Source organism: Pontibacter mucosus (assembly GCF_003054055.1).
Lineage (GTDB): Bacteria > Bacteroidota > Bacteroidia > Cytophagales > Hymenobacteraceae > Pontibacter > Pontibacter mucosus.
This window is the reverse complement of record NZ_QBKI01000004.1, coordinates 330,699-353,895: the sequence shown is the minus strand read 5'-3', so window position 1 is coordinate 353,895 and position 23,197 is coordinate 330,699. Positions and strand designations below refer to the sequence as shown.

Here is a 23,197-nt window from a genome sequence, read left to right as displayed (position 1 = left end):
TGGGAAAATTTATTCGTCGGTTTTGGTAATTAGCCAGATGGCATCTTCCTCAGCCTGCTGCCCTTTCCACTCCACCAGTACCCGCTGGCTCAACAGCGAGTTTACCTTGCGGCCCACATAAGTAGGCTGTATGGGCAGGTGGCGCGTGTAAAGGCGGTCTACCAGCACCAGCAGCTCCACGTTAGCGGGGCGGCCGTAGGCAATCATGGCATCGAGGGCAGCGCGCACCGAGCGGCCGGTGTACAGCACGTCATCCACCAGAATCACTTTTTTGTCCTCTACCACAAAATCTATCTCGGTGGCATTGGCCGTAAGCGGGGTGTCGCGGCGGCGGAAGTCGTCGCGGTGGAAGGTGGTGTCCAGAAGGCCGGTGGGTACCTGTTTGCCAAGGATGCTGGCCAGGGTGCTTTGGATGCGCTGCGCCACAAACTTGCCGCGCGGCTGCAGGCCCAGGATCACAGAATCGGAAAAGTCGCCATGGTTCTCGATTAGCTGGTGGCAAAGGCGCATCACCATGATCTCGAGCAATTGGTGGCTTACGATGAGTCTTTTCTGCATGGCTGTGATAATTACATGCAAATATAGAAAGGATTGGGGGAGTTAGAAAGTTAGAAAGTTAAAGAGTTAAAAAGTTAGAAAGTTGAAGGGGTAAAAAGTTAGGAGGCTGGCTCTGTGCTCGCCTTATTTGTTCCTGGTTTTACAATCCTAGGCGTCCATTATTTGCTGATAACCCTGCGCCTGACAAGCAATTGCTAAAAAGTTATCTTATTGATATAAAACACCTGGCGGATGTCTCCTCCCTTTGCCTTGATGCGCTGGAAGCCAAAGGCGGCCATACTGTTGCCGTACCAGGAAATGAGGCCAGGGTACTCAGTGGTCTGGATTTTCTCGCTCTCGTCGTAGGGCAGCAGCTCCAGCTCCGTCTTCTCGTCAACAAAAGTATCCTCATCCATCAGCTGGTACACGATTTTGCTGTTATCGGGATAGGCCATCACCAGGCGTCCGTCGGCCAGAAGCTGCGCCTCGAGCAGGTGCGTGAGGTAGGTGGTCGTGATGCCGTTCAAGGGCATGGCGTTGTCCCAGAGCAGTGTCCCGTCGTGGTCGAAACCCATGGCGATGGCGTGGCTGCGCTTGTAGCCATACTCGGTGCGCTGCGGGATAAAAGCCGGCGAAAAACGAATCGTGCGGTTTGCTCCGTCCCCGTATTGCGGCACGTAGGCCTCCGCAGCCAGAATGTAGCCGGTGGGCGTTAAGATAAGGTCGTGGAGGAGGAGGCGGTGGTTGAGGCCAAGGTTTCGGCCTGCCTGGATGCGGGCCTGCTCCCGGCGGCGGGTGCGCTCCTCCCGGCGCGGGCTCATGTACTTGAAGAAGTTGCGGAGCTGCAGCAGGTTATAAAACTTTCCCTCCTCCAGGTTAGAAGCCATGGGCCTCACGAAAAAGCCCTGCGAGAAGCGCAGATCGCGGGCGCCGTAGGTGCCTACCAGCATTTTTCGGGTGGTGTCGCCGGGGCTAAGCTCGGCGTTCAGCAGGCTTTTATCCTCCCGCTGAAGTATAAAATAATTATTCAGCAGCTTGCCGTTGGCATCAAAGCTCTTTACCTGCAGCCGCGATACCCGCCCGTTCGATTCAGAGATGACCACATCCACCCGGTTCTGCTCGTGGTCGGCCAGCAGGTCTGAGAAGGTTGACTCCTGGCCAATGAGGGAGGGCAGCGGCGTGGCCTCACCGGATTTGGGGTTTAAGTGAAGCAGAAGGGGCTTATCCTCTTTAACATCGTTGCCTATCAAAAAGAAGTTGCCCTGCAGCACGGCGAACTCATAAATGTCGTCCAGCTGCTCAATGGTGAATTTCCTGTGCCAGATGTCTCCTGTCTTATAGTTGAGGCGCAAGAAAGTATAATCGCGCAGGTTGTCAGCACCGAACACCAGGTATGTGTAGGGGTAGACTGTGTAGCAGCGCATGTAGTCGAAGTTGGCGGCAAGGCTGGCGGTGTCTGTCCATACTTCCTCCAGCTGGCTGTTATACTTGGTGAAGTGGAAGGTGGCCTCTGTTTTCCAGAGATTTGCGGCTTTATGGTACAGCAGCAGGCTGCTGTCGGGCAGTGCGATAAGGTCTACGTCCACGTCGGCCGGTTTAAAGGGAAGCTCCAGCCGCACCGGTTGTGTGGGTTGTTGCTGGGCTAGTAGCAGCGGCGCTAGTATAGCCTGGAGAAGCAGGGCGATAAGGTAACGGGCATATCGCATAGTGTCAGGGTGTAAGTCCTAAACTCTGGAGGAATAGTATAAAAATAGCAGCTTTTATGTTTACTACAAAAAGCTGCTATTCGTTGTTATATTCCCTGACTTATTGCGCCTTAATTGCCAAGCGCCAGCAGTACGTCAAATTCCTCGGCCTTTAGCGGCATCACCGAAAGGCGCGACTGGCGCAGCAGGGCAATGTCCTGCAGGCGCTCATCTTTCTTTATCTGCTCCAGTGTTACGGGATCCTTAAAATCACGGAAGGGCACCAGGTCTACCACCACCCAGTTGCCTTTGTCGTCTTTAGCGGTAGGGTCGGGGTAGGCGGCCTTGTCTACCTTGGCGATGCCCACAATAGCTTTCTCGGATACGCTGTGGTAGAAGAGCACCAGGTCGCCGGGTTGCATCTGCTGCATGTTGTTGCGTGCCTGGTAGTTGCGCACGCCGTCCCACATGGTACGGCCGTCTTTTACCAGGTCGGCCCAGGAGTAAGTTTCAGGTTCTGATTTAACTAACCAGTGTTGCATTACGGTAAGGGTGAAGTAAGTTATAAAGTTGTGAAGTTAGAAAGTTAAAAGGTTAGTGGGGTTTATTTACCTTGCTGCTGGTAGCGAAGAACATCATGCAGGAGAAGAACCAGCAGTATGCCGCTCAGCAACCCGCCCCAAAACGTATGCAGCACGCCCGATAGCATGAGTATAAAAACAAGTGCCAGCAGCGCGGCTTTCAGTAATAGTTTGTGGTAGCGGCTCAGGGAAAGGTACCTCTTGCTGATGCCCGTGAACATGCGGTACAACCTGGGGATGCTTCCTGCCGTGCGTTTCAGGAAGCGGTGGGCCTCCCACTCGAACTGCACCAGCAGCACGCCCAGCACCAAACCTCCGAAAAAGCTGATGAACAGGTCAACTACGGCAAGCACCATGAACAGCAAAAGCAGCAGCAAGGCGGTTCTGGTTCGGGTTGATCTGGATAGTTTTTCGTAACTGAGCATCAGGCTTTCTTTTATCTTGAGGTGTAATCCATAGTTTAAAGTATAAACTTGTATTAGCGCTCAGGCTGTGCCCGCTTGCGTGTATACTATACTTCTAATGTATAGGGAGTGTTTAAGAAATTTATTCCAACCGCTTCACTTTCAGCAGGCTGTCGCTGATCGACACAATCTCGATGCGGTACGCTATCGGAGGGTTGCTGCCTTCTGTCATGCGGACCTCCACCAGGTTCTTTTTCAGGTGCGTCCACTCGCCGGTTTCCTCCTGCAGGCCGTCGGCAGGGGCAATTTCGTAGCGCTTAAATACGCCGCCAGCCTCTGCGCTAAATCCGGTTCGCCCTCTGGAAGGCGGAAAGTCATAGGTGTTGGGGCGATATACCCACAAGCCCTCCTCGTCTTCCTCGAAGGAATGCAGCCATACTTTACCGGCTAGCTGCGCCACTACTTTGTCGTCTGGCTTGCAGGTAACAGCCATAAAAAGCAGGCACAACAGGCAAAACACAAAAGTATTTCTCATAAAGATGCGTGTCTGGTTACATGCTAAGATAGCGAATTAGCCCGTATATCGAAGTATAGAAGGGCAACTATTCTCCCTGCCCCGCATCTTAATTAAGTACAAGAAGCTGCTACAGAGAGCCTAAGAGAGGAGCAATGGTTCGGGTGGTTTTCGCTATCTTTGCAGCATACCGACAAGACGCAGGCTTTGGAAAACAAGAAGATCATAAAACAGTTTAAGCTGGCTGCCGAGCTCATGGAGCTCCACGACGAAAATCCGTTCAAGGTGCGCTCCTACGCCAATGCTGTGGCGGCCCTGGAGCTGGTAGAGGAACCGCTGGAAACCCTGACGCAGGCGCAGCTGGAGGGCATACAGGGGGTGGGCAAGGGCATTGCCGCCAAGATTGTAGAGATAAACGAAAAGGGTACTTTCGCCGAGCTGGACCAGATGCTGCAGGTAACGCCGCCGGGCGTGGTGGAGATGCTGCGCATCAAAGGTATCGGCCCGAAAAAGGTGCGCAACCTCTGGAAAGAACTTGGTGCCGAGACGGTGGAAGAGCTGCTGGAGGCCTGCGAACTGGATAAAGTAAGCAAACTGAAAGGCTTTGGCGCCAAAACACAGGAAAACATCAAACAGGCGCTGCTCTTTACCCAACAGAACCGCGGCAAGCTGCTTTATGCTGAGGCGGAACTGGTAGCCGAGCAGCTCCTGCAAAGTATAAAAGCCGCTGTGCCCGAGGCGCAGGTAGAGCTGGTGGGGGAGATGCGCCGCCGTATGGAGATCATCACCCAGCTGCAGTTTGTACTTGCCACTGATGCCCCGGTGCAGGCACATGAGGCGCTGCAACGCATGGCGGAGCTGCAGGAGGATGAAAAAGCCTCCGGTCCGTTTGCCTGGCGCGGCTGGCTAACTGAAACCGGCATGCCGGTGGAGGTGAAGCTGGTGCCCGCAGAGCGCTTTGCCAACGAGCTGCTGCTAACCTCTGCAAGCGTGGAGCACCTGGCGCAGCTGTTTACGGCCAGCACCAACCTGCTGACGGTAGTGCGTGGGCAAGCCTATACTTCGGAAGCAGACATTTACAAATCGGCGGGCATGGCCTACATTGCGCCTGAGCTGCGCGAGGGCACGAACGAGCTGGAGCTGGCGCTGCAAAACAAACTGCCCCAGCTGCTCGAGCTTTCCGACCTGAAAGGCATCCTGCACAACCACAGCACCTATTCTGACGGCGCCCATACGCTGGAGCAGATGGCTACCTACTGCCGCGACATGGGCTATGAGTACCTGGGCATATCCGACCACAGCAAAACGGCTGCCTATGCCGGTGGCCTGCGCGAGGGTGATGTGCTGCGCCAGCAAAAGGAGATTGACGAGTTGAACAAGAAACTGGCCCCGTTCAGAATCTTCAAAGGCATAGAGTCGGATATTCTGGGTGACGGCTCGCTGGACTACGACGAGGACATCCTCAGGACCTTCGACTTCATTGTGGCCAGCATCCACAGCACGCTGAACATGGACGAGCAGAAAGCCACCGCGCGCCTGATCACGGCCATAGAAAACCCCTACACCACCATGTTGGGCCACCCTACCGGCCGCCTGCTGCTGCGCCGCGAGGGCTACCCGATCAACCACAAAATGGTGATCGACGCCTGCGCCGCCAACAACGTCATCATCGAGATAAACTCCAACCCCTGGCGACTGGACCTGGATTGGCGCTATGTGCAGTATGCACTGGAGAAGGGCGTGATGCTAAGTATAAACCCCGACGCCCACCACACCAGTGGCTACGACGACATGAAGTATGGCGTGCTGGTTGGCCGCAAAGGTGGCCTCACGAAAGAGATGACCTTTAACGCCAAGCCGCTGGAGGAAGTGGAAAGGTACTTCAGGGAGCGGAAGGAGAAGATAAAGTAGGTAGTTTCTTAGATAGTGTTTCTCATAAGTGTAATCATCCCCCTGCCCCCTTCCAAGGGGGACTTTCCTGTAAGTATAATTCCCCTCCCTGGAGGGGTTAGGGGTGGGTAAATACAGACCAGGCCAGAGGCCCAAGCTATAGCCAGTCACGAGCGAGGACGCTCGCGCCATGATTCAAAGTATAAAATGCCAAAGATCCTCATACTTCGTTTTTCCTCCATCGGCGACATTGTGCTCACCACGCCCGTTATCCGTTGCATCAAGCAGCAGGTGCCGGGGGCGGAGGTACATTATTGCACCAAAAAAGCCTTCCAAAGTATACTTGCCAACAACCCTTACGTGGACAAGGTGCATGTGCTGGGGGAGAAGCTGAGCGACCTGGTGCAGGATCTGAAGGCGGAGAACTTCGATTACGTGGTGGACCTGCACAACAACCTGCGCACGCGCATCATCAAGACAAGGTTGGGCAAGCCGAGCCGCAGCTTCAACAAGCTCAACTATGAGAAGTGGCTGATGGTGAACTTCAAGCTCAACCGCCTGCCCGACGTGCACATTGTGCAACGCTACCTAGATGCCGCTGCTGCGTTAGGCGTGAAAGACGACGGAGGTGGGCTGGACTATTTTATACCTGCCCAGGATGAGGTAGACGTTCATACTTTACCGGAAGGCTTTCAGCAGGGCTACGTGGCCTTTGCCATTGGCGCGCAGCACTATACCAAGCGCCTGCCCACCGAGCGCATCATCGAGCTGTGTGAGCGCCTGCAGCAGCCGGTTATACTTTTAGGCGGCAAGGAAGACGCCGCCACCGGCGAAGAAATCGCCGCTCATTTCTCTAGCCGATTAACGAATAACGAGCAACGAACAACGATCTACAACGCCTGCGGCAAGTATAGCCTCAACGGCTCGGCCTCTTTGGTACGGCAAGCCACGCAGGTGGTAAGCCACGACACAGGCCTGATGCACATTGCGGCGGCTTTTGGGAAAGACATCATCAGCGTGTGGGGCAACACCATTCCGGAGTTTGGCATGTATCCCTTCCGCACAAAGTATAAAGTGCTGGAAGTACAGGGCCTCAGCTGCCGCCCCTGCTCCAAAATCGGCTACAAGAAGTGCCCCAAAGGCCACTTTAAGTGCATGCGGGATATTTCGTTTGATGATCTGGAAGTATAAAAAATAGCCTGTGAGAAGAGTTTATACTTGCCTGATTACTCTTATAACTTTGCAGGGCTGTAGCGAGGCACGACAAAGTATAACTGAGCCTGATGTCGTAGAAACAGGAAACACTACTGAGGCTGCGGCTATTGTACCCATAGAACAAATCTTTGATGTATTGCCCGGCTGGGCAGAGGAGGCTTTTCTATCGCAGGGTCTGAACCAGAAGTATAGCCTTGGTGCATGGGTGCAACCTAATGTCCTCACAGGAGATTTTGATGGAGATGGGCAGGAGGACGCAGCCTTTTTAGTAGTAAACGCTGCTACCGACGAGAAAGGGCTAATCATTTTGCACCAGGACGAACACAACTCCTGCAGCGTGTTTGGCGCAGGTACTTTGTTTGAAGACATGCGTAACATGGATTGGATAGAGATTTTTGAGAAGGTAGACTCTGGTCAGGCAGTAGCACCGACACTGATAGATGAGGAAACAGGAGACATACTAGGCGAAGATCTGCAGAATGCTGTACTGTTAAAATCGGACGGTATTTTTATACATGTAGCCGAAGCATGTGGCGGAGGCATCATTTACAAAAAAGACACCGGCTATGGCTGGATAAATATTGAATAACAAACTATGCCTAAATATAATTTAACATGGGAGGAATCAGATGTGCAGCTATTACGCGCTATGCTTTTAGCATCTGACGAAGATGGCAGCGCGCCGCTGGCTGAGATTCTGCTTATGGCCGATGCACAGGACGGAACCGTGCTGACGCGAAAGGAAGTGGAGCAGGGGCTGGAGAAGCTGATGTCGGTGGGGTATGTGGCGATAAAAAAGAACAAGCTGCAACTGACGCCAGCCTTTCTGGAGGCCTACCAACGTATAGACGGAACTGAAAACGAAGCGGAGGCCCTGCAGCAGCTGCTTGGAAGCCAGGAACTAACCCCTGAAGGTATGGACGAGCCCAAAATCCTGATCAAGAAGTATAAGCTCAAGAACCAGTACCAGGCTTATCTGGAGCAGTTTGGCGGGGAAGAGTAAAAGAGTCGGAGTGAAATTGTTCAAAAACAAACGCCGCTGAAGTTATACTTCAGCGGCGTTTACTTTATTCGTGGAGCATCGTTACATCTCCGAATTTACAAATCTTTAAGAGATCTTCTCGAACCCTAAGTAGGAGTGCAGCACCTTTGGCATGTTAATGCCGTCCGGGGTTTGGTTGTTCTCCAGTAAAGCCGCTACAATGCGTGGCAGGGCCAGGGCGCTACCGTTCAACGTATGCAGCAGCTGCGTTTTACCCGATTCGGTTTTGTAGCGCAGCTTCAGGCGGTTGGCCTGGTAGGTCTCAAAGTTACTGCAGGAGCTTACCTCCAGCCAGCGGCCCTGGGCAGTAGAGTATACTTCCATGTCGTAGGTAAGGGCAGAGGTAAAGCCCATGTCGCCGCCGCACAGGCGCAGCACACGGTAAGGCAGCTCCAGTTTCTGCAACAGCCCCTGTATGTAGCTGCTCATCTCCTCCAGCGCCTCGTAGGATTTCTCCGGCAGCGTTACCTGCACAATCTCCACCTTATCAAACTGGTGCAGGCGGTTCAGGCCGCGCACATCAGCGCCCCAGGAACCCGCCTCGCGACGGAAACAAGGCGTATGGCCCGTATTCTTGATAGGCAGCTGATCCACCGGAACAATTTCATCACGGTACATGTTTGTGATGGGAACCTCTGCTGTTGGGATCAGGTACAGGTTATCTGCCGTGGCATGATACATCTGTCCGTCCTTGTCGGGTAACTGGCCCGTACCATAGCCAGACGCCTCATTTACCACAATCGGTGGCTGCACCTCCATGTATCCGGCCTTAATGGCCTCGTCGAGGAAGAAGTTGATAAGCGCGCGCTGTAAACGTGCTCCCTGCTTCTTGTAGAACGGAAAACCGGCTCCGGATACTTTGTTGCCCAGCTCAAAATCAATGATGTCGTATTTCTGGATCAGCTCCCAGTGCGGCAGCGCGCCTTCGTGCAAAGCTGGAATCTGGCCATGCTCCAGCACTACCTCGTTGTCCTCGGCGCTTTTGCCGAAAGGCACGCTCTCGTGCGGCAGGTTAGGCAGTTTGTACAGGGCGTTCTGAATCTGGTCCTCCAGGGATGAGAGTTGCTCAGCTAAGGCTTTGGTTTGCTGCTTCAGTTCGGAGGTTTCGGCTTTGGCGGCCTCGGCCTTCTCGCGCTCTCCGTTCTTCATCAGCATGCCAATCTCTTTCGAGAGGGAATTGGCGCGGCTCTGAAGTGTATCGTGCTCGTTCTGGACCTGGCGTCGCTGCTGATCGAGCTCCAGCAGAGCGGCTACCTCCCCGGCAGCGTTTTTGTAGTTTTTCTTGTTCAGCCCGGCAATCACCTGCTCGGTCTGCTCTCTTAAAACTGTTAGCTGTAGCATAATAAAGTATAATGTATAACCGCAAAAATAGCGCTTTTAAACTATTTAGCGGCTTTTACGAAATCTTTTAAACAAAAATTGAAACTTTTTATCTAAAACAAACGGTAATATTTGTTAATTAACGAGCATTGCAATAACATTGCGGTGCATTTGAAGAAGGCTCTGATTCCCGTGCCTTTCTGACTCTTTCGCAACCTATTCTTTTTTCCTGAAATAAACGAAAATCTCTCGCTTTGTTCGCGCACTGCGAAACCTGGCAAGTTAAGTTAACTACCATACCATTATTTATGTACAAAATTGAAGAATTGAAAGATAGACTTCTTTCAGAACTCAAGGAAATTGCTGAGCAACTGGGCGTTAAAAACTTTAAGAAACTCAGCAAGCAAGACCTTATCTACAAAATCCTCGATCAACAAGCCGTTACCCCTCTCGAAAGCTCCTCCAGAAAGTCCAATACTGCAACCCGAAAAGAATCTGCTGGTAGTACAGAAACCCCTGAAGTTGCAATTGCGGTGGAGGAGGAACAGGCGCCAGAGGCTCCTGCCAGAGCGGAAAGGCGTCAGCGCATTCAGGTAGCCCCACGAAGTGAGGAAAGGGCTCCTGTGGCCGTGCCTGCCGAGGCACCCGTAAAAGACCACGGTGCGCAAAACCACCGCGAGCGTGTGCGCCGCGACAACAGAGAGGATAACCGCTCTGAAACCCGCACCGCCGAAGCCCGCCCTGAGGCCCGCAGTACCGAAACTCGCCCGGCTGACAACAGGAGGGAAAGAGATAACCGCAACGACAACCGCGGAAACGAAAACAGAGATAATCAACCTGAGAACCGTGGCGGTGATCGCAACGATAACACGCGCCGTAGCAACCAGCAGCAACAGCAGCAGAATGCGGCTAACGCTAACAACTTCAAGGAGTTCGATGGTATTATCCTGAACGAGGGAGTGCTGGAACTGATGCAGGATGGCTATGGCTTCCTGCGCTCGACGCACTATAACTACCTCGCCTCCCCGGACGATATCTATGTTTCTCCTTCACAAATCAAACTTTTCGGACTGAAGACGGGTGATACCGTAAAAGGGCAAATCCGCCCGCCGAAAGAAGGGGAGAAATATTTTGCACTGTTGAAGGTGGAAACTGTGAACGGCCGTACCACTGAGGAGATCCGCGACCGTATTCCGTTCCAGCACCTGACGCCGCTCTTCCCGGAGGAGCGCCTGAAACTGACCACCAAGCCTAGCCAACTTTCTACCCGAATCCTGGACCTGTTTGCCCCTATCGGCAAGGGACAGCGCGGTATGATTGTGGCACAGCCAAAGACAGGTAAGACGGTGCTGCTGAAGGAGATAGCAAATGCTATTTCTGAGAACCACCCGGAAGTATACCTGATGATCCTGCTCATCGACGAGCGCCCGGAAGAGGTAACAGACATGGCCCGCAGCGTAAAAGCAGAGGTGATTGCCTCTACCTTCGACGAGCAGGCCGAGCGCCATGTGAAGGTTTCCAGTATTGTACTGGATAAAGCCAAGCGCATGGTAGAATGCGGTCACGATGTGGTGATCCTGCTGGATTCCATCACACGTCTGGCGCGCGCTTATAACACAGTGGTGCCATCGTCCGGTAAAATCCTATCGGGCGGTGTGGACGCCAACGCTTTGCACAAACCCAAGCGCTTCTTCGGTGCTGCCCGTAACGTAGAGAACGGCGGCTCGCTCACCATTATCGCCACTGCCCTGATTGACACAGGCTCTAAAATGGACGAGGTGATCTTCGAAGAATTCAAGGGTACTGGTAACATGGAACTCCAGCTGGACCGCAAGCTGGCCAACCGCAGGGTTTACCCAGCCATCGACGTTCCGGCTTCCGGCACACGCCGCGAGGACCTGCTGATGGACCGCGACGAGCTGAACCGTATCTGGATCCTGCGCAAGTTCATGTCCGACATGAACTCGATAGAAGCGATGGAATTCCTGAAAGAAAGAATGAAGGGCACCAGGAGCAACGAGGAGTTCCTGATTTCGATGAACGGGTAAGGAGAGAGGTTAGCTTAACTTATACTTGCAGCCTGCCAGACTTTGCGTCTGGCAGGCTGCTTTGTTTTGTGCTGTTTATACTTTCCAGCCGCCGCTTCCTTCAACCGTAAACAAGCCAGCTTCGCTAGCGCGAGTTTGCAACTCATGCCTACTATGATCTTGGGTTTGCAACCCAACTGGCTCGCAGAGCCATACTTATACTCTGGCTATACTTTTATACAGGCTGTATTTCTGCTGTTCCGGACATCCTTGTCCGGAACTAAAGCTGCTGCGGACTTCCAAGTCCGTGTAGATTATACTTCCATACTTGCCAGCTTCTACCTCCCTGAGCCCCTGCTTCCCGCAACTGGAGACAAGTTATCCTTGCTAGCTTCTGGTCATCCTCCAGCCTTACATAAGCTATTGTTTCATCTCCTACTTGGCTCCCTCAAGGCCGGGAGGCCTCGCCTTCGGGCATCGCGCGGTGTACATTTCCTTTGCTCCGCAATGCCGCCACAGCGGCACCGGAAATCTACAAGGCGCTCAACCCAAAGGCTGGGAATTAGTTCGATAGCCCCTGCAGACGGAGCCTCAGCCAAAGTCCCCCTTTGAAGGGGGTAGGGGGATATAATCGGCTGCAGATGACTCCCCTCCTCGGAGGGGTAGGGGTGGGTTTATACTTTGTAGGGACAGGTCGCGACCTGTCCGCGCAAAGGCTTAAGCTATAAAACTTATACTTCAGCCACAGTAACAACAGACTCCCCGCCTTAGCCAAGGAGGGGTAGGGGTGGTTGGGCCCGGTCCCGCAATACTCCCTCCCCTGTTCTTAGAGGAGGGTTGGGGAGGGGTACCTCCCCAACTACTGCCAAAAATCATAATCGGGCTGTGTAAGCAGGTAGAAAGTATAGCTCGTAACGAAGCCAAAAATAATGTGGGCAAAGATTAAGGTGGTGAGGTAGGTTCTAAGCCTGATGATAGGTGGCCGTGGGTGCACCATAAAGAAAAAGTACCAAATCACCATGGCGACCAGGCCGTGTGCCAGCCCAAACAGCAACCCCCAGGAGGCGGTGGGCAAGCCAACGCCGGAGTTCCACAGCGCCAGGTACATAGTCGCGAAGAAAATGCCTGCAGCATAGTGGGCCAGCGTGCCGGCTACTTTTGTGCCTGTCAGCTCCGAGAGGCTTCCATCCGGGTGCGTGCGGTTGAGCAGCATCGTGCCTAAAATGCGCACTACCTTCATCACACGGTGCGTGACAAAGGAAAGCAGGTACAGAAAGGCAGTCATGGCGATGGTGCCGGCTATGCCTGCCACTACGGCGTCCAGGAACTTCATAGTTTTGCAGTTTACAAGTATACCGTATTACGAAGCCTCTATTAAGTTGGCCATCATCTCACCACCATCATCAACACAAACGCGGTGCTGATGCAGAGCGAGGAGACTTTGTTCATTTGCATGGTGTTCTCAAAATTCGCCTCCTGGTGGTCTTTTTGTGCCCGTAGCACCCAGCCAATAAAAAAGTAGGAGATAGGCGCTGTGCATATCAAGAATATGAAAATATTGTGAACCTGTCCCGTGCTGAAGTATAACCAGAGTAGCAGCAGGACACCAGCCAGCAAACTGACGGCGGCAAAAAAGTAGGTCCCCCGGATGCCCAGCAGCAGGCTTAAGGTGCGGTCGCCGCGGCGGCTGTCTTCCTCGTGCTGGTAAATTTGGGTGAGGGGGTAGGAGCCGCAGAGAAACAGCGTGCTAACCAAGGCAAACCATACATTCGGCTCCTGTAGTACCTGCTGCGCCGGCAGGCCCACGCCCACCTGCACCATCGCGAAAGTATAGGCACCCTGAAAAAACGTAACTACAAAAGTGCTCAGAATGGGGTGCTTCTTCAGGCGGATGCCCTCGTAACTATAGGCTTTGGAAATAAGCAGGTAAAGCGCCACAAAACCGGCAAAAAGCGGCGACAGAAACAGGCTCAGAAGTATGGCCAGTGCATCGAACAGCCAGACCAGGTGCAAAAGTTGTTGATTTGGTTGGGGAGGATGCTTCAGGCCGCCGATGCTACCCTCGTCGCGGTCGTAGTAGGAGTTGTAACCGTTGCTGGCAGGGTATACCAGCACATGCAGTACCAGAAACACCGCCGCTGCCCGCCATGGGCTGGCCTGCGGTAAGGTGCTCAGGGCAAACCAGTAAACAGGCATCAGGTACACCGAAAACGGAATCCGCATCAGCGTAAGGGCATCGCGGTAGCTATGCGTTGGCGTTACTTGTTTAGCATTGTTTGTTATCCGCGACATCTAGTTTTCACTTATTCATAATTCCTCCGGATACCCGATTAGGTAGATGACGTACTTGCCTGCCCCCGCCCCAACGCGGCCCGAACGCCAGGTATAGCCGGGCGCCTGTACCTCCGAGGCCATCTGCCGCAACTGCTCCGGGGTATAAATCCGCAGCAGGGACACGGTGCCATCCCACATAATGCACAGCGGGATGAGCGGAAGTATGTACGTGAAAAAGAGCCTGCTGATGCTGAAGGGTCGGATAAAAGGCGTCACCACAAGTATAATTACAGGGAAGAACAGCCACAGCAGGAGCATCTCCAGCCAGCTTTTTTTTGATCCCTCGAAAATACCGATGGCTGTGCGCTTAGCGGCCGCATCCTGAAGTATGGCTTTGGCCACAGCAGGCGGAAAGTGGTGAAAGGAAGAGAAGATGGTGCGCACTCCTTTTATACTTTCCGGTACGGCGGTGGCATCTACCGGCTCGGGTATAAAATCAATGGCTCCGCCCGATTCGTGGCGGATGTATTCGTAGGCGCGGAGGTTAGGGTAGAGGTCGGAGAGGGTCACCTGAACGGACTTTTCCATCCGCTGTGTTAGTTGCTGCTGTACCGAGGCAATGCCGCCGCCTGCCCCCGAGCAAAGGTCGGTAAGGTGGCGGCTTCGGGTGCGTTCCAACAGTTCCTGCAAAAGGGGTATGGCCGCCTCATAGGCATTTAGCCGCGTAATCATGAAGCGCAGGAAATCGAGCATGCCCTGCCGGATAACGTGCGGGAACCAGGACTGGTCTTCGAACTCGAAAAGCTGAAGGCGAATGTTCAAGGGCTGCTTTTTTGCAGAAGTACTCCGTTACAGCACCAAAGGTTTTCCGGACAGCTGAAAGTATAAGAGCAAGTATAAATGGAGCAACCCAGTTCTATTTCTCTAGATCAGTATACGGCGATATAAGCTTCTAGAGACTGTCCCCTTGAGGGGACCACAGGGGCGTAAAATACTGAACAGAATGCCTGTAGCTAAGCTATATGTGTTTTCACCTACAGGTGTAAACACCCCTATAGTCCCCTCAAGGGGACAGTCTGCTAAACCGGAAGGCACCCTTGACCACAAAATAACCTAGTCAAAGTGTAAATGCCTACATCAGTCCGTTCTCGCCGGCACCCACACGCAGGCCATCGCCGGTGTTGCTGAAGAACTGCCAGTACTCGGCAGCCGGCTTGGCCGGGTCGGGCATTACAGAAAGCGTGGAGCCGTCGCTAAAGTATAACATGAGCCCGTAGTTGTCCTGCTGCTCTGCGCGCTCCAGCACCAGGTTGGGGTTGTTGTTGATGAGTGCCGTCATGCGCTGGTCGAGCATGCTGGATCCAGGCTTTTTCCAGTCCCAGACCGGGGTAGGGAGGCCGGCCTCACGCTTGCGGATGTATACTTCGCTGTGGCGGATGGTGCCGCTATCTGGTTCCTGCAACTCCCAGGGGCAGTTCACGGCCAGCGTTATCTCCCCTACATCCAGCACAAGCCCTTGCGGGGTAGTATAATGAGTGTGCCCGAAGTGGAAGAATTGCACTGTTTCCTGGCGAGTGGTTTTGGTAAGCGGCAACCCTATCAGCCTGTCGAATACCTGTTGTATCGTCTCTTGCATCCCGATTCTGTTTTTGGTGCGTCTGCCTGGCAAAGATAGGCACTGCAGGCCAAAGTATAGCCGTTGCCTGTCGTGTTATGCACCCCGCAAAGTATAAAAATCATGTTGCGATTAACCCACCCCTAACCCCTCCAGGGAGGGGAATTCCTGCGAGTGTAATATAATTCCCCTCCTTGGAGGGGCGGGAGTGGGTTGACACCTTCACACGGAAGTAGATGGCAACCTGGGTTATAAAAAGTGAAGCTAGCATGCTACTGGCGATGGCTGGTTTTGTGCTCAAATTAAATGGGTTGTAGCGTTGGCTTTTAAAATTTTATACCGCTATCCCTCCCTTTTTTTCGTAAGGAGGCTGGAGTATAAACCCGCCCCGCCACTTAACAAGGCTTCTGTGAGGGTGGACCATATAGAACTATGTTACATATTAGGGTGGTAATTTCCTGATAATAAATTGGTTAGTGGTATAGGGTTTCCGCAACGCATGGTGTTACTAAATAGTGATTTTATTTACTAAGTAATAGAAGATGTACTTCTTAGATGTTGTGCACAAAAAGTATCTTTGTGACCGTTAAAGAATGAAGTGCTTGATAGGGAATTTAAACCATAGCTGCCTCTGCACATGCTGAAGATGCCAAAAGAGCAAGAGAAAGTACAAGAGCCTAAGAAAACATCGTCTTCCATTGCCTCTAAGGTGATTAGCTTTACCTGGAAAACATTTTTTCTGGGCCTTTTCGTGATATTGGGATACTTGTTTAGTGTAGAGTATAACGTGCTGTACCTGTTCGGTTCCTCCCCAAGTCTGGACAGGCTGGAGAATCCCCGTTCCGACCAGGCCTCCGAGCTTTATACCGCTGACGGGAAGCTGATTGGCAAGTACTTCCGCGAGAACCGCAGCCCGGTAACGTACCAGGAACTGTCGCCGGAGCTGGTGCAGGCGCTGCTGGCCACCGAGGACATCCGCTTTTACGAGCATGCCGGCATAGACCCGGAGGCGATCGTGTCGGCGGTGTACGGCAGCTTTCAGGGAGAGGCACGCGGCGCGAGTACCATTACCCAGCAGCTGGCCAAAAACCTTTACAAAACCCGCACCGACGACTCCAAAGGCGTTCTGGGGCATATCCCGGGACTCAGCATTGCGATCTCCAAAACCAAGGAGTGGCTGACGGCCATCAAGCTCGAGCAGCGTTATACCAAGGAAGAGATCCTGACGATGTACCTGAACACGGTAGATTTTGGCTCGAACTCCTTCGGTATTAAAGTGGCCTCCAAAACCTTCTTCAATACCACACCCGAAAAACTAAAAACGGAGCAGGCTGCCGTGCTCGTGGGCCTGCTGAAAGCCCCCACTTACTACAGTCCGCGCTTTAACCCGGAGAATGCCACCCGCCGCCGCAACGTGGTGATGGGTCAGATGGTAAAGTATGGCTACCTCGACAAGGCCAAAGCGGACTCGCTGAGCCAACTGCCGCTAGTGTTAGACTATAGCGTAGAGAACCACTACGACGGACCAGCTACTTACTTCAGAGGGGCTGTGGCTGATTACCTGCAGGAGTGGTGCAAGGAGAACGGTTACGACCTGTACCGCGACGGCCTCAAGATTTATACCACCATCGACTCTCGTATGCAGGCCCACGCCGAGGCCGCTATGGAGGAGCAGATGCGCAAGCTGCAGCGCCGTTTCTACAGTCACTGGGAGGGTAAGAAGCCTTGGGTGGATGAGAAGAACCGCGAGATACCTGGCTTCATAGAAGAAACGATTAAGCGCACGGCCTACTACCGTCGCCTGAAGCAAAAGTATGGCGATGACATGGAAGCCATCAACAAGGAACTGAACCGCCCGCGTGAGATGAAAGTGTTTACCTGGGAGAACGACTCGCTGGAGAAGACCATGACCATGAGCCCGCTCGACTCGCTGGCCTATTACAAGCACTTCCTGCACGGCGGCATGATGACGATGGATCCTTTCACCGGCCACATCAAGGCATGGGTAGGGGGCATTAACTACAAGTATTTTAAGTATGACCACGTGAAACAGGCGCGCCGCCAACCGGGCTCTACCTTCAAGCCATTTGTGTACGTGGCCGCCATCGACAACGGCTACTCGCCCTGCGACAAGATTGTGGACCAGCGCGTGACGATAAACTACGTGGAGAAAGGGGAGAAGAAGAGCTGGTCGCCTACCAATGCCGACTGGCAGTACACGGGTGCCCCGATGACGCTGCGGCGGGGCATGGGCAAATCGGTGAACTCGGTGACGGCCCAGCTTACAGAGCTTATCGGCTGGGAAACAGTGGTGAAGTATGCGCACAAGCTGGGGATAAAGAGCCCGCTGCAGGCAGTGCCTTCCATTGGCCTTGGCCCCAGCGACGTGTCTGTTTTTGAGATGGTGGGCGCCTACAGCACGTTCCCGAACTACGGCTTCCATACGGAGCCTATGTTTATCACCCGCATCGAGGATCACAACGGCAACCTGGTACACCAGTTCACGCCCATCCAGAAGAAGGTGCTGAGCGAGGAAACCGCTTTCCTGATGATGCACATGCTCAAGGGCGGCATCGAGGAGCCGGGCGGCACCTCGCAGGCGCTGTGGGAGTATGATTTGTGGAAGGGCAACGAGATTGGCGGCAAAACGGGTACGAGCTCCAATCACTCCGACGGCTGGTTTATGGGCGTAACCAAAGATTTGGTGACCGGAGTGTGGGTAGGCGGCGAGGACCGCAGCATCCATTTCCGTACCTCGCAGTTGGGGGAGGGCTCTAAGACCGCCCTGCCGATTTACGGCCTGTATATGGAGCGCATCTACCAGGATAAGGAACTGGGCTATACCATGGGCCGCTTCCCGAAACCAACCGTCAAGATCAGCAAGAAGTATAACTGCACCACAGTGTTGCCAAAAGCACAGCCAGACTCTACTATGCTAGACCCGATGCTGGAGTTGCTGAATGTAGGGGATATTCTGTAAGAGCAGGAAGTATAAAAGCGGAGGGGCCGGCTAAAGTATAGCCGGCCCCTCCGCTTTTAATACGTTTTATACTCTTATACCATTACCAGGTTAGTATTACGCACGTCAGTGCCCTCGCTCGCCTCTGGCGAGTGTGAGCTATCGGGGGACTCTGGCCGCTTTAACGTGTGCCTCCGGAAACAGGTGGCGGGACGCCACCAAATCATGCACACTCGCCGGAGGCGAGCGAGGGCCAAGCTAAGGCTCACAACTTGTATAGTATAGGATTAATCCTTCTCTGAGCCGTAAAACGAATCCAGTGCCTCCTCCAGGTACGTATACTCAAACGTGAAGCCTGTCTGCAGCACTTTGTTGGCGCTTACCCGCTGGCTGGCGAGTACCGCCTCGCTCATCTCGCCCAGCATCAGGTTAAGCGCAAAGGCGGGCACGTTAGGCAGCACCAGCGGCTTGTGCATGGCCTCGGCAAGTTCTTTGGTAAACTCCGCATTCGTTACCGGGTGGGGTGCCACGGCATTGTACACGCCCTCATACGCCTTGTCCTCAATGGCGCGGATAAACAGGCGGCAGACGTCGTCAATATGAATCCAGGACATATACTGCTTGCCCGAGCCAAGCGCGGCGCCGGCCATCATTTTAACGGGTTTGGCCATTTGCGGCAACGCACCTCCCTTTGGGCTCAGCACAATGCCCAGCCTGAGGATAACAGTGCGCAGCGACAGATCACGCATTTGCCAGGCGGCGGCCTCCCAGGCCTTGCATACTTCGGCCAGAAAATCATCCCCGTACAGGCTCTCTTCCGACAACAGCCGGTCGCCGGAATCACCGTAGATGCCAATGGCAGAGGCAGAGATAAATCCTTTTACCTGGTGTTTGGCACTGCTCAGGTACTTATGCAGCAGGTTTATACCTTCCACCCGGCTCCTGCGGATTTCTTTTTTGCGCTCCTCTGTCCATTTCTCGTCAGAGATGCCTGCCCCAGCCAGGTTTACGATGTAGTCCGCATGGTTGAGGGCGTTCTCATCAATGTAGCCCTGCTTTACATCCCATTTAAAGGCTTTGTAAGTGGACATTTTTTCCGGGTTTCGGCTGAGGTGCGCTACCTCGTACCCCTGGTCTATCAGCATTTCCGACAAACGCATCCCTACAAGCCCTGAGCCACCTGTAATGAGTATTTTTCCTGGCATAGCTTATTTGTGTTAGCACAGTGAGATAACCTATACGAAACTTAGGTATATTTAAGTTTACTTATATTAGGTAGTAGTAAAAGGAGTGCGTTACGAGGTGCTACAGGTATGGCTTAGCGCTTGGTGCGGATATGCCCCAGGAACTCAGAACGGTACGTTTCCTGCTCAAACAGGCCGGAGTACTCGGCGGTGATGGTGCTGCTGCTCACATCGTTTACGCCACGGCTCATCACGCACAGGTGATCGGCCTCTATCAACACGGCCACGTTCTCTGTTTGCAGCGCCTGCTTCATCTCGTTGGCAATCTGCATGGTCATGCGTTCCTGCACCTGCGGGCGGCGGGCGTAGTACTGCACGATGCGGTTCAACTTAGACAAGCCAATCACGTGCTCGTTCGGGATATAGGCCACGTGCGCCTTTCCGATGATCGGCACAAAGTGGTGCTCGCAGGAGGAGTACACGGTAATGTCGCGCTCCACCAGCATTTTGTTGTACTTGTACTTGTTCTCGAAGCGGCGGGCGTGGGGCTTATTGTCCGGGTGCAGGCCACTGAAAATCTCTTTCACAAACATTTTGGCCACGCGGTGCGGCGTTCCTTTCAGGCTGTCGTCCTTCAGGTCCAGGCCCAGGGTATGCATAATCTCACGGAAGTGCCCCTCAATAATGGTGATCTTCTCGTCGTCGGAAAGGTCAAATGCATCCGCACGCAAGGGAGTCTCCAGAGAGCCCATTACATGGTCATCCATCGCCTCTTGGTTCTCCAGGTCGTGGTTATCCATTATATTCCACAAAGTTTCGTTCTGTCTCATACAGTGTTACAGCTAAATCGTAGTCCGGGCTGATCCTGTCACGCAGCTTGTTCCAAATCACGACCGCAATATTTTCGGCGGTGGGGTTCAATTGGCGAAACTCCTCGGTGTCCAGGTTCAGGTTTTTGTGGTCAAACCTGTTGACCACTTCCTCCTTCACCAGGTCGCTGAGCTTCTTCATGTCGTACACATACCCGGTCTCAGGGTTTACAGGGCCCGTTAGCCGCACAATCAATTCATAGTTATGGCCATGGTAGTTGGGGTTGCTGCACAAGCCGAACACCGCGTCGTTCTGCTCCTCCGTCCAGGCGGGGTTGTGCAGCCTGTGGGCGGCGTTAAAGTGTTCTTTCCGGCAAACGGTTACTCTCATAGTGCTTGTAACAGCTAAGGTGCGGTAAAGTTTGGCCTCTTGTTCCACCAATCCACTGCGAGTGCCATAAGTTTGCAAAGTTAGCGTTGCTGGCCCTATTCCCAAACCAAAAGCAGGCTAATTTAATTCGTTTTGCCCCCGCGCTTTCTGCCGGCTATTTTTTAACTTCGTGTATCAATCAAACCTATCAGAGTACAAAAAATAACAGAACCTATGAGGGGATTTATACTTGCCATGTTTATGTTGGTAACGGCCGCGGTGTGCCAGGCGCAGTCGGTGCAGGTAAAAGAGGTAGAGCAGGAGGTGCAGGGCGTAAAGCGGCGCGGGCAGCAGCTATCGGTGCAGCTGGACCCTAAAACCGTGGAGCGGTCGTGGAGGGAGTACCTGGGGCAGCAGGCAGGCCGTGTAAAGGTAAGCAAGGGGCTGTTTACAGTAGAGGCTGCCAAGGTAGATATGATTTCCGACGTACCGATGCGCCTGGTATCCATGGTCAGCAGCGACGCCATGGGTAGTAACGTATGGTGGGCGCTGGACTTTGGCACCGATTACATGAGCCAGGCTTCCACACCCAAGGAGTATGCTGCCGCAGAGGGCTTTCTGAGAGGCTTCGCCCGCAAGCTGTACCGGGATGATGTGTTCCGGCAGATTAATGCCGCAGAAGAGGTGCTAAGGGCCACCAAAGCCGAGCAGGACCGGGTGGTGAAGGAGGCCAACAGCCTGCAGCTAAGTATAGAGCGCAACAAGCAGCGCCGCAAAGAGCTGGAGGCCGAGCTGGTGCGCAACGCCGAGGACCTGAAGCAACTGGAGCAGGAGGTACAGCGAAACCAGCAGAAGCAGGAGCTGAGCCGCCAGCGGGTGCAGGAAATGGAACAGGCCGTGGATGCCGTGCGCGCCAAACTGCTGCAGGTAAGTAAGTAGCAGGTTTATACTTTTTTGACTTTACTTGGATCGGTAACTTAAAAAACTTGTGCGATGTCTCTTTATCTTCTACTCCTGGCAATGCTGCCCCTCGCCTCATTTTCTCACGCGGATGACCGGATGAGAGTGATAAGTAGTGATAAACTTAAAGCCAACATTATGCAAAATGAAGAGGAGGTTACCCTGCACAAAGTATGGAAGTATAAGACTTTCAACAGGCTCCCGCATATGTTCGCAGATGGAAGCGGCATCTACGGTGTAGAGCCATTTACGACATTAGATCTTAGAGAAAAAAGCACTTTCCGCTACAATACCCACAAGAAGCGAAAGATGCGCAGCGCCTCGTACCAAGTTAGGGACAATGCCATTGTGATGGAGCAATTCGGTGAGCAGGTGAAGTTTAAGATTTCCAGGCTGACAGCAGACGAGTTAGTGCTTACGGTTCACATTGAGATTGAACAGGGAGAGGTAGATGTGAAAGGCGATATGGTGGAGTTAGTGTATATCGCTACTATACTCAACCTGCCTATGTCAAGAAGGGATTTATACTTGTAGAGACGCAACACCTTGCGGCTCTTTTTTATTCGGAGGAGGTGAAGTATAAAATGCCAGTACTTTATACTTTAGCACTCCTATACTTTCAGGAAAGCACGAGGCGCAAAGTATGGCGTACCTATACTTCTAGCAGCTTGCCTACAGCTTCATCCAGCGTTGTATCTCCTTCTCAGCGAACTTCTCGTCGCGCCAGCCTACAAACTTCGTGTTCCCCGATTTATTGAAGTTCGAGAACCAGATCTGAAGTATGGCTTTGGCACCCGGGTAGTTCTTGCTGAGCCCCTCGAAGTTAGTGGCATCGATCCTGCGCTCGCTCGGCCGCGAAGGCACGGCTATCACGATGTGGCGCAGCTCGCCGTTCTTTTCCAGCTGCACCAGGCCCACCGGAATCACCTCCATCTCGGAGCCTGTTTCGCGCCGCTCTGCCAGCACCAACACTTCCAGGCCTCTGCCGTTCTTGTTTATCTCTGTGGAGGGGATAAAGCCCATGTTGCCGGGGTAGGGCAGAAAACCTATTTCACGCTCTTGGCCTGCATCCAAATCCGCTACGAACTCCTTTTTCTCCCTGTCATACACCAGCGTGCGGGTGTTGCCGGCTGGCGTCTCTATTACTGCCTTCAGCTGCTTGTTAGCAGTAAAGGTGGGCAGTTTGGTGTAATCGGTTTGGCAGGAGGCCAGGGCAAGCAGCAAGAGCAAGTATAAAGTATGGCGGATCATGGTGCGATGAGCTAGCGGTTATACTTGTAAATATAAGCAGCAGAGGGAAAGTATAGAAATAGAAGAAGGAGCCGAGGTCGTCGGCTCCTTCTTACTAAAACTATGGAAAACTTATGAAAACAGGTATTCTTATCTTCTTTCCTTGATACGAGCAGCCTTGCCCTGAAGACCTCTCAGGTAGTACAGTCTTGCTCTTCTAACACGACCTCTTCTCACCAGCTCGATTTTCTCGATGGCAGGAGAAAGAAGTGGGAAAATACGCTCCAGACCGATTTGGTTAGATACTTTTCTTACAGTGAACGTCTCTCCGTTTGTGTTCACGTTCTTACGCTGAATCACAACACCCTGGAATTGCTGAATACGCTCTTTGTTACCCTCACGGATTTTAACGTGGATGTTTATCGTATCACCCGCCTGAAAGTTAGGGAAAGAGGCGCGCTTGTCAGTAGATTCCTGCTCGATGAATTTAATTAGTTCGCTCATGATGGCTATGTTCTCTTAAAGTATCTTCTTCAAAATTCGGACTGCAAAGATATGTAAATATTTATTACATAAGAACA

At 53.0% G+C, this 23,197-nt stretch carries 23 protein-coding genes; 8 read left to right on the top strand and 15 right to left on the bottom strand.

The genetic code is table 11. The features are described 5' to 3' along the window. Positions 1-9: 9 nt before the first annotated feature. The 5 genes from pyrR to C8N40_RS10195 all read right to left on the bottom strand — a co-directional run bounded on the left by pyrR (position 10) and on the right by C8N40_RS10195 (position 3,742). Positions 10-558 (bottom strand): bifunctional pyr operon transcriptional regulator/uracil phosphoribosyltransferase PyrR, encoded by a 549-nt coding sequence (gene pyrR / locus C8N40_RS10215; protein WP_108211670.1) that lies wholly within the window; start codon positions 556-558, stop codon positions 10-12. 194 nt (positions 559-752) lie between these two features. Continuing rightward, complete coding sequence (locus C8N40_RS10210; protein ID WP_108211669.1) at positions 753-2,243, bottom strand: hypothetical protein; 1,491 nt, start codon at positions 2,241-2,243, stop codon at positions 753-755. A 110-nt stretch (positions 2,244-2,353) separates the two neighbouring features. Continuing rightward, on the bottom strand, positions 2,354-2,764 hold the full coding sequence (locus C8N40_RS10205) for an EVE domain-containing protein (protein WP_108211668.1): 411 nt from the start codon (positions 2,762-2,764) through the stop codon (positions 2,354-2,356). Positions 2,765-2,826: 62 nt separating this feature from the next. After that, on the bottom strand, positions 2,827-3,228 hold the full coding sequence (locus tag C8N40_RS10200) for a hypothetical protein (protein ID WP_108211667.1): 402 nt from the start codon (positions 3,226-3,228) through the stop codon (positions 2,827-2,829). A 121-nt stretch (positions 3,229-3,349) separates the two neighbouring features. After that, the gene (locus C8N40_RS10195) at positions 3,350-3,742 is read right to left on the bottom strand and encodes a hypothetical protein (RefSeq protein WP_108211666.1); all 393 of its coding nucleotides are present in this window, start codon (positions 3,740-3,742) and stop codon (positions 3,350-3,352) included. Positions 3,743-3,928: 186 nt separating this feature from the next. Here C8N40_RS10195 and polX point away from each other — a divergent pair, with 186 nt between their 5' ends. From polX to C8N40_RS10175, 4 genes are all read left to right on the top strand, one after another. Then, positions 3,929-5,632: a DNA polymerase/3'-5' exonuclease PolX gene (polX, locus tag C8N40_RS10190; protein ID WP_108211773.1), complete on the top strand. Its 1,704-nt coding sequence runs from the start codon at positions 3,929-3,931 to the stop codon at positions 5,630-5,632. A gap of 186 nt (positions 5,633-5,818) precedes the next feature. After that, a complete protein-coding gene (locus C8N40_RS10185; RefSeq protein WP_108211665.1) occupies positions 5,819-6,802 on the top strand; it encodes a glycosyltransferase family 9 protein in 984 nt (327 codons plus the stop codon). 49 nt (positions 6,803-6,851) lie between these two features. Continuing rightward, positions 6,852-7,415: a hypothetical protein gene (locus tag C8N40_RS10180; RefSeq protein ID WP_108211664.1), complete on the top strand. Its 564-nt coding sequence runs from the start codon at positions 6,852-6,854 to the stop codon at positions 7,413-7,415. Positions 7,416-7,475: 60 nt separating this feature from the next. Continuing rightward, positions 7,476-7,829, top strand: a complete 354-nt coding sequence (locus C8N40_RS10175) for a hypothetical protein (RefSeq protein ID WP_245905065.1) — start codon at positions 7,476-7,478, stop codon at positions 7,827-7,829. A gap of 105 nt (positions 7,830-7,934) precedes the next feature. Here the strand turns inward: C8N40_RS10175 and serS are convergent, their stop codons facing one another. After that, on the bottom strand, positions 7,935-9,209 hold the full coding sequence (serS, locus tag C8N40_RS10170; protein ID WP_108211662.1) for a serine--tRNA ligase: 1,275 nt from the start codon (positions 9,207-9,209) through the stop codon (positions 7,935-7,937). Between the two features lie 287 nt (positions 9,210-9,496). Between serS and rho the strand changes: the two genes are divergently transcribed. Continuing rightward, complete coding sequence (gene rho, locus C8N40_RS10165; RefSeq protein WP_108211661.1) at positions 9,497-11,236, top strand: transcription termination factor Rho; 1,740 nt, start codon at positions 9,497-9,499, stop codon at positions 11,234-11,236. Positions 11,237-12,074: 838 nt separating this feature from the next. Here rho and C8N40_RS10160 read toward each other — a convergent pair. The 4 genes from C8N40_RS10160 to C8N40_RS10145 form a co-directional block, all read right to left on the bottom strand. After that, positions 12,075-12,548, bottom strand: coding sequence for a hypothetical protein (locus C8N40_RS10160; RefSeq protein ID WP_108211660.1), 474 nt, complete (start codon positions 12,546-12,548; stop codon positions 12,075-12,077). A 53-nt stretch (positions 12,549-12,601) separates the two neighbouring features. Beyond that, positions 12,602-13,507 carry a UbiA family prenyltransferase gene (locus C8N40_RS10155; RefSeq protein ID WP_108211659.1) on the bottom strand — a complete coding sequence of 302 codons (906 nt, stop codon included), beginning with the start codon at positions 13,505-13,507 and terminating at the stop codon, positions 12,602-12,604. Positions 13,508-13,522: 15 nt separating this feature from the next. Beyond that, positions 13,523-14,311: a hypothetical protein gene (locus C8N40_RS10150; RefSeq protein ID WP_108211658.1), complete on the bottom strand. Its 789-nt coding sequence runs from the start codon at positions 14,309-14,311 to the stop codon at positions 13,523-13,525. A gap of 310 nt (positions 14,312-14,621) precedes the next feature. Beyond that, complete coding sequence (locus C8N40_RS10145; RefSeq protein WP_108211772.1) at positions 14,622-15,125, bottom strand: hypothetical protein; 504 nt, start codon at positions 15,123-15,125, stop codon at positions 14,622-14,624. A gap of 616 nt (positions 15,126-15,741) precedes the next feature. On the opposite strand from C8N40_RS10145, the gene C8N40_RS10140 reads away from it, so the two are divergent. After that, complete coding sequence (locus C8N40_RS10140; protein ID WP_245905064.1) at positions 15,742-18,084, top strand: penicillin-binding protein 1A; 2,343 nt, start codon at positions 15,742-15,744, stop codon at positions 18,082-18,084. 266 nt (positions 18,085-18,350) lie between these two features. Here C8N40_RS10140 and C8N40_RS10135 read toward each other — a convergent pair whose 3' ends face one another. The 3 genes from C8N40_RS10135 to C8N40_RS10125 form a co-directional block, all read right to left on the bottom strand. After that, a complete protein-coding gene (locus C8N40_RS10135; protein WP_108211657.1) occupies positions 18,351-19,268 on the bottom strand; it encodes a TIGR01777 family oxidoreductase in 918 nt (305 codons plus the stop codon). A gap of 113 nt (positions 19,269-19,381) precedes the next feature. Beyond that, the gene (folE, locus tag C8N40_RS10130) at positions 19,382-20,077 is read right to left on the bottom strand and encodes a GTP cyclohydrolase I FolE (protein WP_425440657.1); all 696 of its coding nucleotides are present in this window, start codon (positions 20,075-20,077) and stop codon (positions 19,382-19,384) included. Then, a complete protein-coding gene (locus C8N40_RS10125; RefSeq protein WP_108211655.1) occupies positions 20,040-20,447 on the bottom strand; it encodes a 6-pyruvoyl trahydropterin synthase family protein in 408 nt (135 codons plus the stop codon). The genes folE and C8N40_RS10125 overlap by 38 nt, the downstream gene beginning before the upstream one ends. A gap of 213 nt (positions 20,448-20,660) precedes the next feature. Here C8N40_RS10125 and C8N40_RS10120 point away from each other — a divergent pair, with 213 nt between their 5' ends. Both C8N40_RS10120 and C8N40_RS10115 read left to right on the top strand, forming a co-directional pair. Beyond that, on the top strand, positions 20,661-21,365 hold the full coding sequence (locus C8N40_RS10120) for a DNA repair ATPase (protein ID WP_245905063.1): 705 nt from the start codon (positions 20,661-20,663) through the stop codon (positions 21,363-21,365). A gap of 159 nt (positions 21,366-21,524) precedes the next feature. Next, the gene (locus tag C8N40_RS10115) at positions 21,525-21,920 is read left to right on the top strand and encodes a hypothetical protein (protein ID WP_146173548.1); all 396 of its coding nucleotides are present in this window, start codon (positions 21,525-21,527) and stop codon (positions 21,918-21,920) included. Between the two features lie 138 nt (positions 21,921-22,058). Here the strand turns inward: C8N40_RS10115 and C8N40_RS10110 are convergent, their stop codons facing one another. Next, positions 22,059-22,637: an inorganic diphosphatase gene (locus tag C8N40_RS10110; protein ID WP_108211653.1), complete on the bottom strand. Its 579-nt coding sequence runs from the start codon at positions 22,635-22,637 to the stop codon at positions 22,059-22,061. A gap of 129 nt (positions 22,638-22,766) precedes the next feature. Further along, the gene (rplS, locus tag C8N40_RS10105; RefSeq protein WP_092101711.1) at positions 22,767-23,120 is read right to left on the bottom strand and encodes a 50S ribosomal protein L19; all 354 of its coding nucleotides are present in this window, start codon (positions 23,118-23,120) and stop codon (positions 22,767-22,769) included. Positions 23,121-23,197 lie beyond the last annotated feature (77 nt).